The sequence below is a fragment of the Pseudocolwellia sp. G5-9 genome, assembly GCF_055808995.1.
Genome location: NZ_CM147893.1, coordinates 4,408,206 through 4,424,634, shown reverse-complemented (window position 1 = coordinate 4,424,634; position 16,429 = coordinate 4,408,206). Strand labels below are relative to the sequence as shown.

At 35.7% G+C, this 16,429-nt stretch carries 13 protein-coding genes; 7 read left to right on the top strand and 6 right to left on the bottom strand.

Translation table 11 applies throughout. The features are described 5' to 3' along the window. Nucleotides 1–80: 80 nt before the first annotated feature. Together purL and AC0L5Q_RS19220 are read left to right on the top strand one after the other, a co-directional pair. Nucleotides 81–4,010: a phosphoribosylformylglycinamidine synthase gene (gene purL, locus AC0L5Q_RS19225; protein WP_473618336.1), complete on the top strand. Its 3,930-nt coding sequence runs from the start codon at nucleotides 81–83 to the stop codon at nucleotides 4,008–4,010. Between the two features lie 529 nt (nucleotides 4,011–4,539). Further along, complete coding sequence (locus AC0L5Q_RS19220; RefSeq protein WP_473613158.1) at nucleotides 4,540–6,810, top strand: endo-1,4-beta-xylanase; 2,271 nt, start codon at nucleotides 4,540–4,542, stop codon at nucleotides 6,808–6,810. A 226-nt stretch (nucleotides 6,811–7,036) separates the two neighbouring features. Here the strand turns inward: AC0L5Q_RS19220 and AC0L5Q_RS19215 are convergent, their stop codons facing one another. After that, nucleotides 7,037–7,252 carry a hypothetical protein gene (locus tag AC0L5Q_RS19215; RefSeq protein ID WP_473613157.1) on the bottom strand — a complete coding sequence of 72 codons (216 nt, stop codon included), beginning with the start codon at nucleotides 7,250–7,252 and terminating at the stop codon, nucleotides 7,037–7,039. 26 nt (nucleotides 7,253–7,278) lie between these two features. Further along, complete coding sequence (locus AC0L5Q_RS19210; protein ID WP_473613156.1) at nucleotides 7,279–7,620, bottom strand: ribonuclease E inhibitor RraB; 342 nt, start codon at nucleotides 7,618–7,620, stop codon at nucleotides 7,279–7,281. Nucleotides 7,621–7,767: 147 nt separating this feature from the next. Between AC0L5Q_RS19210 and AC0L5Q_RS19205 the strand changes: the two genes are divergently transcribed. Continuing rightward, on the top strand, nucleotides 7,768–8,676 hold the full coding sequence (locus AC0L5Q_RS19205; protein WP_473613155.1) for an RluA family pseudouridine synthase: 909 nt from the start codon (nucleotides 7,768–7,770) through the stop codon (nucleotides 8,674–8,676). 13 nt (nucleotides 8,677–8,689) lie between these two features. On the opposite strand, the gene dapA is transcribed toward AC0L5Q_RS19205, so the two are convergent. After that, the gene (dapA, locus tag AC0L5Q_RS19200) at nucleotides 8,690–9,598 is read right to left on the bottom strand and encodes a 4-hydroxy-tetrahydrodipicolinate synthase (RefSeq protein WP_473613154.1); all 909 of its coding nucleotides are present in this window, start codon (nucleotides 9,596–9,598) and stop codon (nucleotides 8,690–8,692) included. 115 nt (nucleotides 9,599–9,713) lie between these two features. Continuing rightward, nucleotides 9,714–10,025, bottom strand: coding sequence for a hypothetical protein (locus AC0L5Q_RS19195; RefSeq protein ID WP_473613153.1), 312 nt, complete (start codon nucleotides 10,023–10,025; stop codon nucleotides 9,714–9,716). Between the two features lie 241 nt (nucleotides 10,026–10,266). Between AC0L5Q_RS19195 and AC0L5Q_RS19190 the strand changes: the two genes are divergently transcribed. The 4 genes from AC0L5Q_RS19190 (at nucleotide 10,267) to AC0L5Q_RS19175 (ending at nucleotide 14,864) form a co-directional block, all read left to right on the top strand. After that, nucleotides 10,267–11,544: a CinA family nicotinamide mononucleotide deamidase-related protein gene (locus AC0L5Q_RS19190; protein WP_473613152.1), complete on the top strand. Its 1,278-nt coding sequence runs from the start codon at nucleotides 10,267–10,269 to the stop codon at nucleotides 11,542–11,544. Between the two features lie 219 nt (nucleotides 11,545–11,763). Then, nucleotides 11,764–12,090 (top strand): hypothetical protein, encoded by a 327-nt coding sequence (locus tag AC0L5Q_RS19185; RefSeq protein ID WP_473613151.1) that lies wholly within the window; start codon nucleotides 11,764–11,766, stop codon nucleotides 12,088–12,090. Between the two features lie 46 nt (nucleotides 12,091–12,136). Further along, nucleotides 12,137–13,822 (top strand): DUF342 domain-containing protein, encoded by a 1,686-nt coding sequence (locus AC0L5Q_RS19180; RefSeq protein ID WP_473613150.1) that lies wholly within the window; start codon nucleotides 12,137–12,139, stop codon nucleotides 13,820–13,822. Nucleotides 13,823–14,030: 208 nt separating this feature from the next. Next, complete coding sequence (locus AC0L5Q_RS19175) at nucleotides 14,031–14,864, top strand: DUF2884 family protein (RefSeq protein ID WP_473613149.1); 834 nt, start codon at nucleotides 14,031–14,033, stop codon at nucleotides 14,862–14,864. Here the strand turns inward: AC0L5Q_RS19175 and AC0L5Q_RS19170 are convergent. Then, nucleotides 14,850–15,194, bottom strand: coding sequence for a HopJ type III effector protein (locus AC0L5Q_RS19170; RefSeq protein ID WP_473613148.1), 345 nt, complete (start codon nucleotides 15,192–15,194; stop codon nucleotides 14,850–14,852). The genes AC0L5Q_RS19175 and AC0L5Q_RS19170 overlap by 15 nt on opposite strands. A gap of 73 nt (nucleotides 15,195–15,267) precedes the next feature. Next, on the bottom strand, nucleotides 15,268–16,110 hold the full coding sequence (locus tag AC0L5Q_RS19165; RefSeq protein ID WP_473613147.1) for an HDOD domain-containing protein: 843 nt from the start codon (nucleotides 16,108–16,110) through the stop codon (nucleotides 15,268–15,270). Nucleotides 16,111–16,429 lie beyond the last annotated feature (319 nt).

Below are 16,429 nucleotides of genomic sequence, written 5' to 3'. Positions count from 1 at the left end.
CTTAAAATGAATTAGGTATATACTACGCGCGCTTTTTTCCTTATTAATCTAACCCGGTGAAATAGACTATGTCGATGTTGATGAAAACCCTTCGCGGGGCTCCTGCACTCTCTGAATTTAAAGTAAAAAAATTACTTATCCAATGTGCTGAGCTATCACTTCCTGTTACTGATATTTATGCAGAATACACTCACTTTGCTCATATATCTGAAGAACTTACTAGCGAAGAGTCGCACGTTTTACAACAGCTGCTTAAATACGGGCCAACTATTGAAACACATGAACCCGCAGGTGATTTTGTATTAATTACACCTCGTCCGGGCACTATTTCACCGTGGTCATCTAAATCAACAGATATCGCACATAACTGTGGTTTAAACAAAGTTATTCGCTTAGAACGTGGTATTGCTTACTACATTCAAACTGAAGAATTATCAAACGAACAACAAGCTCAGTTAAATAACTTAATTCATGATCGTATGATGGAAGCTGTATTTTCAGAAATGAGTCAAGCAACTTCACTTTTCGCATCAGCTGAGCCAGGTGAGTTAACATCAATCGATATAATGAACGGCGGTAAAGGTGCATTAGTTGCTGCAAACATTAACTTAGGTTTAGCGCTTGCTGAAGATGAAGTTAATTACTTATTTGAAAACTTTACTAAATTAGGTCGTAATCCTAACGACATCGAACTTTACATGTTTGCTCAAGCAAACTCTGAACATTGTCGTCATAAAATATTCAATGCAGATTGGACAATCGATGGCGTAAAACAGCCAAAATCATTGTTCAAAATGATCCGTAATACTCACGAACTTAATGCTGATTACGTACTAAGCGCTTATAAAGATAACGCTGCGGTTATGGTGGGTAATAAAGGCGGACGCTTCTTCCCTAACCCAGTAACGAATGAATATGGTTATAACCATGAAGACATTCAAATTTTAATGAAGGTTGAAACGCACAACCACCCTACCGCTATTTCTCCATACCCAGGTGCAGCTACGGGTAGTGGTGGTGAAATTCGTGATGAAGGTGCTACCGGTGTTGGTTCAAAACCGAAAGCGGGTTTAGTGGGTTTTTCAGTTTCAAACTTACGTATTCCTAACTTTGAACAGCCTTGGGAAACAGATTTTGGTAAACCATCGCGTATCGTTTCTGCATTAGACATTATGCTTGAAGGACCATTAGGTGGTGCTGCATTTAACAACGAATTTGGTCGCCCTGCTATTTTAGGTTACTTCCGTACTTACGAAGAAGAAGTTAATTCTTTTAACGGTAAAGAAGTTCGTGGTTATCACAAACCTATTATGCTTGCCGGTGGTTTAGGTAATATTCGTGATGAACATGTACAAAAAGGTGACATTGTTGTTGGTGCTAACTTAATCGCGTTAGGTGGTCCAGCAATGAACATTGGTTTAGGTGGTGGTGCTGCTTCTTCAATGGCTTCAGGTCAGTCAGCTGAAAACTTAGACTTTGCTTCAGTTCAACGTGAAAACCCAGAAATGGAACGTCGCTGCCAAGAAGTCATCGATAAATGTTGGCAGTTAGGTGATGCAAACCCAATTTTATTTATTCATGATGTTGGCGCGGGTGGTTTATCTAACGCATTTCCTGAATTAGTTTCTGATGGTGGTCGTGGCGGTGTATTTGAATTACGTAATGTACCAAACGACGAACGCAGTATGGCACCTCATGAAATTTGGTGTAATGAATCACAAGAACGTTATGTATTAGCCGTTTCTGATGAGCAGTTAGAGCAATTTACAAAAATTTGTGAACGTGAACGTGCGCCATTTGCCGTAGTAGGTAGAGCAACAGAAGAAGAACATTTAACGGTTACTGACTCACACTTTGCTGATGTTGATAACTTAAAAACTCCTATCGATTTACCACTAGACGTACTTTTAGGTAAAACCCCTAAAATTATTAGAGATGTTAAATCAGCCACTGCTGCTGGTGACGAACTCGCATTAGATAATATTACTCTTGAAGATGCAGCACAGCGTATTTTAACGTTACCAACGGTTGCTGAAAAAACTTTCCTTATTACCATTGGTGATAGATCGGTAACCGGTATGGTTAACAGAGATCAAATGGTTGGTCCTTGGCAAGTACCAGTAGCTGACTGTGGTGTAACTGCATCTGCTCTTGATTCTTACCACGGTGAAGCTATGTCGTTAGGTGAACGTACACCCGTTGCTTTATTAAACTTTGGAGCGTCTGCTCGTTTAGCTGTAGCTGAATCGTTAACTAACATTGCTTGTGCTGATATAGGCGATTTAAACCGTATTAAACTTTCTGCAAACTGGATGTCACCAGCGGGTCACCCTGGTGAAGATGCTGGTTTATACGAAGCAGTTAAAGCCATTGGTGAAGAGTTATGTCCGGCATTAGGATTAACAATTCCAGTGGGGAAAGACTCAATGTCGATGAAAACCACTTGGACAAAAGAAGGGGAAGAGAACGGCGAACAAATGTCGGTTACTTCACCTTTATCTCTAATTATTACAGCCTTTGGTGTTGTTGAAGATATTCGTAAAACAGTAACCCCACAATTACGTACTGATTTAGGTGAAACAGCCCTTATCGCAATTGATTTATCGCAAGGTAAAAATCGTTTAGGTGGTTCATGTTTAGCACAAGTTTATAAACAACTTGGTACTGAAACACCAGATGTAGATAACCCAGAAGCATTAAAAGGCTTTTTTAATGCTATTCAAGCATTAGTAGCTCAACAAAAATTAATCGCTTATCACGATAGATCTGACGGCGGTTTATTTACCACTGTTGCTGAAATGGCATTTGCTGGTCACACCGGTGTAGATATCGACTTATCTACACTGAAAGGTAGTGACTTAGAAATACTATTTAACGAAGAGTTAGGTGCAGTCATTCAAGTACGCGAAAGTGATTTAGACGCAGTTTACGCTGTATTTGCAGAGCATAATATTGCCGATTGTTGTAACGCTATTGGTACTTTGAACAATGAAGATACCATTCGCTTTACTCGTAATGGTGAAGAAGTATTAGCTAACACTCGTACTTACTACCGTACACTTTGGGCACAAACCACATTCAAGATGCAGTCACTACGTGATAACCCTGAATGTGCTCAGCAAGAACATGACGTTAAATTTGATACTGAAGATCCAGGCTTAAACGCTGAGCTAACGTTTGATATTAATGAAGATATTGTTGCAGACTTAATCGCGAAAGATGCTATTAATAACACCAACCCTAAGATTGCTATTTTACGTGAGCAAGGTGTTAACTCTCATGTTGAGATGGCTGCTTCATTTGACCGTGCTGGTTTTGTAGCTATTGATGTTCATATGTCTGACATTTTAGCAGGTAGAACTGACTTAGCTGACTTTAACGGTTTAGTCGCTTGTGGTGGTTTCTCTTACGGTGATGTTTTAGGTGCTGGTGAAGGTTGGGCAAAATCAATTTTATTCAACGCTAACGCACGTGAAATGTTTAAAACATTCTTCCACCGTGAAGACACATTCAGTTTAGGTGTGTGTAATGGTTGTCAGATGTTATCTAACCTTAAAGAAATTATCCCAGGCTCTGAAGCATGGCCACGTTTTGTGCAAAACAAATCAGAGCGTTTCGAAGCACGTTTCAGCCTAGTTGAGATTCAAGAAAGCCCTTCAATCTTCTTTAAAGGCATGGAAGGTTCAAGAATGCCGATCGCTGTTTCTCACGGTGAAGGTAGAACAGAGTTTAGTTCAGACGAAGCAATCGATGCAGCTAACCAATCAGGCACTGTATCTATTCGTTATGTAGACAACTACGGTCAAGTAACTGAAACATACCCTGCAAACCCTAACGGCTCACCAGATGGTATTACATCTCTTACAACAACTGATGGTCGTGTAACGATTATGATGCCACATCCTGAACGTGTATTTAGAACCGTAGCCAACTCATGGCACCCTGACGAATGGCAAGAAGATTCGCCATGGGTAAGAATGTTCCGTAACGCTCGTAAATTTATTGGTTAAATACCGGTACGTTGTAATACAAATTCTTATATAAAGTAAAGGGTGCATTTTGTGCCCTTTTTTATTACCCACTCTAATTTCAACAATGTTAATACAAAAATCTCTTCGAGATAGAAAGACAAATCCCGCTTAAACAATCATCAAAATTTTCATCAATCTATTTATGCCTGCAACGTCCCAGCCCCCTTTTTAAATGATAACGCTAACAAACAAATCAAAATATCTTGCATACCTCAGATAATGTAAAAATGACCATAAACCTTTACCACACAAAGAGATAAACAATAAAACACCAATAACATTGATCTACATTAAATAAAAACCATATTGACATAAACAAAATACACATGTAATAGTGCTCAAGAACAAATGATAACGCTAACTTTTTTTAATACCGATTTACTTGGTTTTATAAAAGTATTTCTAGGCTTAACACAATATAAATAAAAGTAAGCCTTAGAATAAAGTCTCGATGGCTTTTAGTACGCAGACTCATTTTTTCTTCTTTTAAACATAGGAAAATATAAAAATGAATAAAACCTTAGTTAAAGTGGCAGGAATAGTGACCATTATGTCTCTATTAACTGCATGTATGGGGAGTGATACAGATCCTAAAGTGCCAGAAACTCCGGAGGTTCCAGAGACTCCTGAAACACCTGAAGTGCCAGAAACACCTGAAGTACCAGAAGAACCAGAAATGGCTGACATAACTAATGGTGGATTTGAAGAAGATTCTGCCGGCCAAATGTCACCATTAGGCAACTGGGTGTTAAGACCTTCTCAAGAAGACGGTGCTATTTCTACCATTGAAGTAATCGAGTCAACAGAAGGTGTTAATAGTTATAAAGGAACAAAGGCAATTGAAGTTGTTGTCGAGGCTTTAGGGGCAAACCCATGGGCAATTGAAGCAGCTTATGAAGATATTCCTGTTGTTGGGGGTAAAGTATACGAATTTAGTGTTTGGGTTAAAGGTGAAGAAGGAGCAAGTGCTGACTTTTGGGTTCAAACACCAGCTCCTGCCTATGGTCAACTCGCTCTAATAAAAGAAACGCTAACAGGTGAGTGGCAAAAAATCACGCTAACAGCGGCTACTGCTGAAGCAGACTCCTTGATTAGATTAGCTATTCATTTTTCAAAAGAAGAGAATATTGGCAAGTCTATATACCTAGATGAATTTTCAGGCATTCTACTACCTGATGCACCGGTTGAAGAAATTCCGGATGTAGAATACAGCGCAGTTACAGCACACAGTTTAAAAGTAATATCGCCTGATTTTAACATTGGTGTAGCGGTTCCAGCGGGTGGTTTTGCTAACAGCATAATCGACAGACCTGAAGTGCAAACGGTTATTGAACTACACTTTAATCAGTTATCTGCTGAAAACATTATGAAGCCTACCTATTTACAACCAACTCAAGGCGAGTTTTTCTATGATGATGCCGATGAACTTGTTAACTATGCTAAAGACAATTCACTCACTGTACACGGTCATGTTTTTGTATGGCATTCACAAATAGCGGGTTGGATGCAAAGTTTCGAAGGTGAGAAAGCTGACTGGATAACCATGATGGAAAATCATGTAACACAAATAGCCACTCATTTTGAAGAAGAAGGTGATAACGATACAGTGACTAGCTGGGATGTTGTTAATGAAGCCTTTATGGAAAATGGTGAATACCGTGGTGCAAAAACGACTACTGATGGCGCCGATGCATCTGTTTGGTACGAAAACATTGGTACTGAATTTATACCAAGAGCATTTACAGCAGCAAGAGCAGCAGATCCAGATGCTGACTTATACTACAACGATTACAACCTGATCTGGAATGCTACTAAATTAGATGCTGTTATTGATATGGTTACTGATTTTCAAGCTGATGGCGTACCGATTGATGGCATAGGTTTCCAGTCTCATATTTCAGTTAACAGTCCTAATATTACAACAATAAGAGCACAGCTACAGAAAGTCGTAGATCTTGGTCTAAAAGTAAAAATAACTGAGCTGGATGTTCGTATGAACAATGAAGGTGGAGCAAAATTAACTTACCTTACAAGTGAAAGAGCTGATGAACAAAAGCAGTATTATCATGATATTGTTGAAGCATACCTAGATGTAGTTCCTGAAGATCAACGTGGTGGCATCACTATTTGGGGAGTAATTGATGGAGATAGCTGGTTACAAACCTGGCCTGAACCTACTACCGAATGGCCATTATTATTCTTCAATGACTATACACCAAAACCAGCATTACAAGGTTTCGCTGATGCATTAGTAGAGTACTTTGGAGAAGTTGAAACTCCGGATGCTTCAAACGAATTGTTAACAAATGGTAACTTTGAAGCTGGACTTGGTTCATGGTTAGCCCGTGGTGATGCAACAGTAAGTTTAGAAACTACCGAAGTACACGCTGGTAATAATAGCGCTTTAGTTGTAGGACGTACGGCTACTTGGCAAGGTATACAAAAAGATGTTAAGGGCTTATTCACGGCTAATGAAACTTATAGCGTTTCTGCATGGGTAAAGTTATCTGATGATACGAGTACTCATACACCTGGAATGAAGCTAACTCTAGAAATAAAACACGATGTAGATACCGATGGGACTATAACTGAAAAGACTGACTACCTTGAACTTACTACTCTTACAACAGTAAGTGCAGGTAATTGGGTGAAACTATCAGGTACTTACACGCATACAATAACAACTACAGAAAATTCTGCTGCAATTTATGTTGAAGCAAATGATATAGCTGTTGACTTTTATGTTGATGATATAATGGTTACATTGGTAGAAGAATAAAATATTTAACCTGAACTCGAGATAAACACATATTTTATTATCAATGCTATAAGCCTTGATTCACTCAAAAATTATAGCATTGACATGCTTATTTTAGCCCAAGTTCAGGTTATTTATTATAATTTAGTTGGCACGTCAAAATATAATTTGAAGATGTTTGACTGATATAATATCCCCATTATCAATCAAGGTGCGTATTTCAGAATCTTGAAGGTTACGGGTATAACTAAAGCTCAAAATCTAAAGCAATATCGGTACAGCCTTTAGTACAATATAGCCCTGGTGTTTTAGATTGCTCAGGTAATACAAGCTTTATTGGCGTACCGCAGGTTTCGCAAGTAATAACACTTCCCGCCATAACTTTTTTTATTAACGCTTTTTGGTTATTAAATGATTTAGCACTCGTTTTTTTGATGCCATCAAATTTTTTAATATCAATCATAGTGCTCTTTAGCTTATAGAAAGGAACTAATTTACTGGAAAATAAAAACCATCAAACACACCTTCAAAAGGCGCTGAGCTTTCAGTTAACAAATGGCGGTAAGCCGTAATATTTTCATACGAAGCACCAATAAACGGATAAGCGGTAACTTCCCAGGGATAATCAGCATTTTCATCAAACGGACATAAAGACAATTTTTGATTGTTTTCTAATAATAAATGACCAAATTTTAGTGCTTGCTCTTGCGACTTAAAAATAACAGTAAATTCAATTTCTCTTTCTTGGGTAATATCATTTCCCGTATTAACGGCATCCCATAAGTATTCACCAATATCATCTTGAGGAAAAAGTGTTAAATCACGTTCCATTACAACCCCTGCTATTTAATTAAAAGTATCATCTCATTAATTTTGTATATTACTATCAAAAGTCCGACAGGTCATTGTCTTGTTTGATAAACTACACCTTATAACTTTAGCTTGAACTATTTTCGTTCTACTTATTTGAAAAACTCAATGAACACTTCTGATAATATTATTTTTGAAAAACACCTTATTGTTACTACTGAGGCGAGCAATGCATTAATTGAATTAGACGCGGTTTGTAACATAAGTATTGCAGATATAAAAAAAGCGATAGCTAAAGGTGCTTTGTGGTTAACCAGAGGTAAATCAACTCAGCGTTTTCGTCGATTAAAAAAAACCTTAAAAAAAGGTGATGAATTACATTTTTATTATAACGAAGGTGTACTTAAACAAGAGCCTAATGAAGCAATCTTAATCGAAGATATGGGCGATTATAGTGTGTGGTACAAACCTTACGGTATGCTCTCGCAAGGCTCTAAATGGAGCGACCATTGTACAATAGCACGTTGGGCTCAAACTCATTTACAGCCAGAGCGTCCTGTATTTATTGTGCATCGATTAGACCGAGCGGCAACGGGTCTTATTGTTATTGCTCATACAAAAAAAATGGCACAAGCTTTTAGTCAAAAATTTGAACATCATCAATTAGAAAAACATTATCTAATTTTAGTTCATGGTGATCATAACCAACGCTCACAACCTGACAATATTAGTATTGACGTGGATGGGAAGAAAGCACTCAGTACTTTTACTTGTATTGATTACAATAGAAATATTGATGTGTCTTTAGTTAACGTAAAAATAGAGTCGGGTAGAAAACACCAAATACGTATTCACTCAGCAAGTATCGATATGCCTGTTGTCGGCGATAGGTTACATGGTATTAAAGAAAAAGATGATGTGCTTGAAGAGAAGATTAAAAAAAATATTGATCTGCAACTGTGTGCATTTTCGTTATCGTTTGATTGCCCTTTCGGTGAAATAAACACAACACCTGAGCATAAAACTTTTAGCTTACCAGAGCACCTAAGGCCTTCCTTAGCTGCTCTAACAATTTAGCATTAAATAAAAGTTAAGCTCTGTAAGTAAAGTCGTCGTCAGACATTAGCGATAAACCATCGCCAACAAGATCACTACTATCGATCTCTTTTAAAAGCGCTAAGCCTTCTTCTCTTTGCTGAAGGTTTAATGCTTGATATGGCAGTCTAAACACAGGATTAACCGCTTTGGTCATCATAAGAGCCGTATTTAATGCAATAGGATTAGGCTCGCAGAACATCCAGCTCATTAAGTTTTTAACACTATCGTTTAACGCATGATCAGGTTTATCCATTAATGTACGCATAATTTTAGGAATAATATTAGACGTAACAGAAATTACACCATGCGAACCGAACTCATGTCTACCCGCAAAACTTTCATCATCGTTACCCGACCAACAAGCAATGCCTTGTTTTTCGTAATAAGCAATACGATCATTGCCTGTACATTCTTTTACACCAATAAAGTTTTTATGCGTTGATAAGGGTTCAATAATATCAGGAGTAACATCTTGTCCTGTTCTACCCGGTACATTGTAAATAAAGGCAGGACCAATTTCTAAAACCGTTTTAAAATGCTCTAAAACTCCTTTCTCTGAAGTACGTCCATAATATGGGTTAATTTGTAAAGCAGCATGCATCCCCATAGCAAAACCATTTTTAGTTGCTTTTATTGCTTCACGGGTATTATTACTTCCAGTATTGCCAACAATAATTAACTGATCACCGTATTGATTAACACTATGGGCGATAAGCATTAAATGCTCTTCCCAGCTAAGTAAATGACCTTCGCCAGTAGTGCCTCCAACAATAATTCCGTCTACGCCAGCTTCTAGTTGTTTAGCCACAAGTAAGTCATAGGTTGCAAGGTCTATTTCACCTTTCGCATTATAAGGAGTTTTTATTGCGGTGATTAAACTTGCGTCTTTAATTCTTTTCATTGCTCTCTCAAAATTTAAAAAAATGCGGTAAATAATTTTCATTAAATCAAACGAAAACATTTACATAAATCTAACTTACAATAGGTAACAGCGCTATTAGCTCAACCAACTGTCACTAGCAGTGTGCTATTTTATCAACAACACGTCTTAGGATAAACACTTCTTCAGTAATTATGTGTTGGTATTTTACAATGCTACTGTCTAATTCCAGCACTTTATAGGCTTGATAATTTTCTTCATCAGCCATATCAGCACCGTAATGTTCTTCATCGATGAGTTCACCTTTTGTTATGGTAAAGTGAATATCACCTACTAATCCCCAATCCCCTAACTCAGTAACTTCTTCAACGACTTCTCCTTGTTTATTGTATTGAATAAATGAAAATTCAAAACTACCGTCTGGCTCTATACGGGCAAATTCTGTCATTTGGTTTCCATGAAGATCCGAATCTCCACGATACCAGTACCCTAAAAGCATATTCCGATCAAATACCTTAGCCAAAATAATAAGTACTCCTTATCCTAAAGCCTTGCATTTATTCTAACGTTAAACTTGTTTATTAGATACGTTTGAATAAACATTAATAGAACAAAATCAATGATAAAAGTATAAATACACCAAGATAGTATTTATGATAATCCCTATTATTATTTTTTAAGGTCAACACATGTCTAACATCAATTTACAATTACTACTTACGGGTAATGAACTTATAAACGGTGATGTTATTGATACAAACTCTGCCTATATTGCTAAACAATTGAAAGAATTGGGTATTGATGTTACCCGACGCGTAACCATAGCTGATAGCTTACCTGCACTTGTTAATGAAATAAAAGTAATGAGTGAAATTGCGAACATACTTATTATAAATGGCGGGCTAGGTCCTACAAGCGACGACCTAACCTCTGAAGCATTATCAATTGCTGCCAACTTATCTTTAGAAGAAAATTCACAAGCTATAAAACACCTGCAACAATGGGCAGAAAAGCGAGAGTTAACCCTTGATAAAGCTAATTTAAAACAAGCGTTATTACCTGAAACTTGCAATATTATTAATAACAGAACAGGTAGTGCTGTGGGTATTCACCTCAAGCTAAATAATTGTGATATTTTTTGCACGCCCGGAGTACCAAGCGAATTAAAAATAATGCTTAACGAAGAAATACTTCCTCAACTAAAAAGTCAATTACCGAAACAAGAATTTCTTCATACCACGCGATTGCAAACCTTTGGCATTGGTGAATCAAAACTTCAAATGTTAATGGAAGAACATCTACCCGATTTACCTTCAAATATAGAAGTAGGCTATAGAGCTAACTCCCCTACTTTAGAGCTGAAATTAACTACTCATACAAAAACAGCTTACACTTTAAAAGAAACATGGCTAACAAAAGTTTATCAGGTATTAAATGATCATATATTAGGTGAAATAAAAGACGATGACTTAAGCTTGCCTATGTGTGTGTTTCAGCAATTATTAGATAACAAATTAACAATAACTACAGCAGAATCTTGTACAGGGGGGTTAATTGCAAGCCAAATAACAGCGTTGGCAGGCTCTTCTCAAATATTTGAAGCCGGTTATGTGACTTACTCAAATAAAATGAAAACTAAAATGCTGTCGGTTCCACCAACAACATTAGAAAGTTATGGTGCCGTGAGTAAAGAAACAGTTATTGCCATGGCACAAGGAGCACTTAAACATAGTAATGCTGATATAGCTATAGCCGTATCAGGTATAGCAGGCCCAACAGGAGGAACAACAGAAAAACCTACAGGCACGGTATGGATTGCATGGGGAGATGCAACCAAAATGAATACCCAACATTTTATTATAAAAGGTAATCGAAATTACTTCCAAAAAGTGGTTGCAGCAAGATCCTTAGATTTAGTGCGTCGTTTTATATTAAAAAGTACCTCTGTACCTTTATATTTAAAATAGCTTTATAACTTAAAGAGGCTTAATGTTCAGGTTATTCTTGTTATTTAATTGCTTAGTAAATTAAAACTTTATATATTTAGAGTTAGAACAGTTTATTTATTACTTTATGGCCGCACTTAAGGTATTGTTGGTAAAAATATTTTCTTATACTTTTATATACTAATCAGCAATAAAATGTGACTTAAAACTGAAACCAGTTAATAAAATTAGGGGCTTATTTTGATTGAGAAAAACTTTATTACCAGTGGAAGAAATACCATTATCCACAAAAACAGAAAATTTGATCTATTGATAATAAATGGAGATCATCCTGTTGTTATTATTAGTAATAGAGGGATAGGTGAATACAACGGGGAAGTTCCTCGTAAAAGATCTGAAGCTAAAAAAGTCTATCAAGAAGTTATAGATATAAGTTCATCCGAATGTTTTGGTGAAGAAAAAACACTACTATTTATTCAAGCTTTAGATAATAAAGAATACAAAATTGATTACTCAAAAATTAAAACACCAGCATTTATTAAAATCCATCAAGAAAACTATATATAAAGAAGTTAGAAAAATAGCTAACTACTGAACATGGAGATTGTAGTACGTGACTCAGGTAAACTTTGTTGAAAATAAAAAGAACAATATCGACTTGGTTTTACAGCCGATTAAAAATAGTACCATTATTAATGAGCAAACTATTTTTGAATTAATTGAAAAGTCTGAATACAAAGCCTTGCAAGTAAATAGCAGTAACATAAAAAATGCTATTGCTGAACTTAATAGTATATTAAAACCTCTTCAGCAAGATAAAACGGGAAGAGAAATACGCTATCAGGTTTTGGAACGAAAAGACGCTTCAATTGAAATCAAAATAGATGATGATGATATGACGGCATTTGCAGAGATCACTACTGCATTGGGCGGAAAAAACCTCTCTCCTACAGATATTCTGACAGCTGCACAAGCGGCTGGAATAAAAAAAGGTTTTGTTAAAGAAGGTCTCGTAAATTTAGCCCAGCAGTCACTTAATGAAAAAGAAGGTATGCTAATTAAAGGGATCATCGCTTTAGGTAAACCTCCTATCAATGGAAAAAACGCACGCATAAAACAGCTTGTACAATGCGCTCAAGATCGCATATTGCGCCCCAAAGAGCGTGATGACGGTAGCGTTGATATGAGAGATTTAGGTGATATTATTTGTGTTCGCATTGGTGAACCACTCGCCCAAGTAATCCCCCTTACTACTGGTATAAAAGGTTATACCGTTACAGGCATCATCCTAGAACCTAACCCCGGTGAAGATATTAAAATGAAAGCGGGTGAAGGTACGGTTATAAGCCCTAAAAATAAAAATGTTCTCGTTTCAACTTTAATTGGCTTACCTCGTTCTATAGAAAATGGCATGGAAATAGATGAAGTATACAAGCTTAAAAATGTTGATGTAACTACGGGGCATATAAAATTTGAAGGCAGTGTTATTATTGATGGGGATGTTTGCGAAGGCATGAAAGTGTTCGCCAAAGGTGATATTACCATAGGCGGTTTTGTAGAATCAGCTCAATTGGAAGCCGGTGGCGATATTACCATTGTCGGTGGCATTATAGGCAAAAAACAAGAAGTTGAAGATCTTTCTACTACTGATATTACCATGAGCGTTAATATTAAAGCGGAAGGCAATGTTTATGCTAAATACTGCCAATACTCAGACATTACTTGTAACATTCTTAGAATAGAAAACCAATTAATGCATAGTATCATTCATGTTAACGACAAACTATGGGTGGGTTCAGAAGACAAAGCTAACGGAAAACTCATTGCAGGTTATATTAACGCTATAAATTCAGTACATGCTGGTACAGTAGGCGCTACCGCCGGCAGCTCAACAACAATCACGTTTGATCGAAAAATAAGAGACTTTAAAAATAAATTAAATGAGATTGACGAACGCTTAAAGATTGAAACAGATAAAACTCAAGGGCTAAAAGTAGCAACAAATAAACTCAAAGCTCTACCTAAAGATAAAGCCAACCCCGAAATGCTTAAGAAAGTCGTTTCAACTTATCAATTTCATGCTGGAATAATGGGTGAAATTTTAATTGAAAAAGAGAATGTAGAAGCAGAAATGCAAACTTACATGACTGCAGTTTATATAGAAGCTACCGAACGTATTTATCATGGTGTTCAAATGAATGTTGGTGACTTTAACGATAAAACTAAACGCGAATATGGTCCAAGTAAAATGGTTTATTTTGAAAGAAAAGTCCATATAGAGCCTATCGTTCATAGTTAATTAACCTGAACTATGAATAATTCTTTTTAATTTACTGATTTATAGATAAAAGATAATAAATAGATACTATCCAAATAACAGGTTAACTGTTTCCTAATGTTGAAATTATTTACGTTTTTATAAGCGAATACTGTCTATAAGCTCATAAAAATAACGACATTAGGTTATTTAGTATTATCTCCTCAGATTTAAATATAGGAATTTCATTTTGAAACGCTATGCATTACCCGTATTACTTACAGGACTTATATCACAATCAGTATATGCAGAGTGTAATGTAAGCTTTAAATATGGCGTAGTCATAGATCCTATTCATGTTCGTTTACGACAAGAAAACCAAACCTATATTCAAATAACACGTGATCAACAGTTATTTGTTTCAGGTCGAGAAACAATACTAACAAATAAGCAAAAAGAGTTACTAAAAAGATATTCAAGAAGTTTACGCGAACAGATCCCACAAATTATATCTATAGCGATTGAAGGAGTAGATGTAGGGTTAGAAGCCGTTAATAAAGCAATAGGTGGATTATCTAGTAAAGATAGTGAATCACACAGGTTATTCCAAAAACGTTTTAATGATATGCAATGGAATTTAAGAAATAGATTTAATCATAGTGATGAAAGCTATTATGTTGCACCTCAAAGCTTTAACGATTTTGATGAAATTTTTTCAGGTCAATTTGAAAAGGAAATAGAACACGTAGTTACCCAATCATTAGGTAGTATTTTAATGGCGGTTGGTGATGCTATAGTAGAGCGCACAGGAAAAGAACAAGACAGAAAAAAAGATAATAAAAATATTATTATTAATAATGAAATGACAAGTTTAGAAAAAGAGTTAATGTCTGAATTAAGTACACAAACGCATGCTTTAGATCAGAAAGCAAGAGTGTTTTGTAGTAACTTAAGGCAATTAGACTTACTAGAAGAAGAACTAAGATCAAATATACCAAGCTTGCATCTACTTGATCTTATAGGTAAAGAGTTAATTATTGAACCTAAAAACAGTTTAATACCACATCAATCAGACTTTAAGTAAAGCTTCTCCAGAAAATACAACACCTTCCCAACCTGAAATCATAAAGTTACGAATATTTCCATGATCATTACCTTCAGGGTGTTTTAAAACATCTTCACGATAATATTTACCAAAACACGCTAATGTTTGCTCTTTAGAAAGCTTATGTAATTTAGCAAAAGCAAATATTTTACATGAACCTTCATTTGTTCCAGCGTCATTTACTACACTCCCATTAGAGAAAGTACTTGGAGTATATTGGTAATTTTCTGCAATTGTATTGATAACCTCATCAAAAGAAACTTGTTCTGGTGCTTCAGACAATTGAGTTAATAATGTTGATAATGTCATAGTCTACCTAATCAGTCGTTTATAAAATAAAAACATTTTACCTTAAAAACGACTTAAAAAGCGTTCAGATTAACTATTTTTTTAATGCGAGGGCTGACATGATAGCTAAGCCTTCCGCATTACAAAAATTCAAAGCTTCGTCGACATCTGCCATAGATAACTCAAATTCTTCAAGCAATGAAGGCATAACAAAATTTTGTTTAGAATACATGCCAGGATGGGAATTAATTAACGCTAACCGACTACAAATATGCAATAACTTAGCAGCCGATGTTGCATCGCTTTGTGTCTTCATATTGTGATAATGCTTAATAGGTTCGATCAATGATTCAGGTAACTGCCATAGGTTAAGCAATTCAACCGAGCAATCTGAGTAAGTAAAACCAAAAACGTCCATTTGTAATTGCCATGGTGTTTCTTCTTTATTATATTTTTGACAGAATTCAACTTGCTTTGGTGAATTCTGAACAACAACTAACTCACCTATGTTATGCATTAAACCAGACAAAAAAAGTCCATCAACATCTTTTAATCTTAATTTTTGAGCTAAAAATTTACAAAGTAACGCGCAGTCAACACTAACCTCCCAAAATCTATCCATATCAACAACAGTAGCTTCAATGTTGCTACATGCGTTAGTCACACCATATAAATTTACTAAATTATGAACTTCCTTTATACCTAAAACCATTATGGCGCGAGCAATAGAATCTATTTCCCGTGGAAAACTAAATAAAGCACTGTTGGCTAATTTCAATAAAGTAGAAGATAAAGAAGGATCCAAAACAATAACTTCAGCAATATCACTTAACGACGACTTTTCATCATCCATTATTTCTTTTAACTTTAAATAAATATCAGGTAAAACAAATAAATCTTCAGCCTGCCGAGCATATTCTTGTGGTGTAAGTACCATATTACCTTCCCTTTGATTCCACTTAAAACAATAAAAAACAACTTAAAGATTAAATCTAAAGTGCAGAGACGTTTAAATAATTAAGATGCGGTTCTTTTAAATTTAGCATTAATTTATAACAATTACCTAAATATGATTTTACTCTTTGTAAACATAATATTAAGAAAAAAACAAACAACTAATATCACACATTTTATGTAAATTACTATTCATTATTTCCATTAAAAAAATAAATCAAAAGGTATTAAACGATTAAAAAGCTACGCTGGTCGGTTTTTTAGTGGCTTAATTTACAAAATTAAATACTATAGAAGCATCT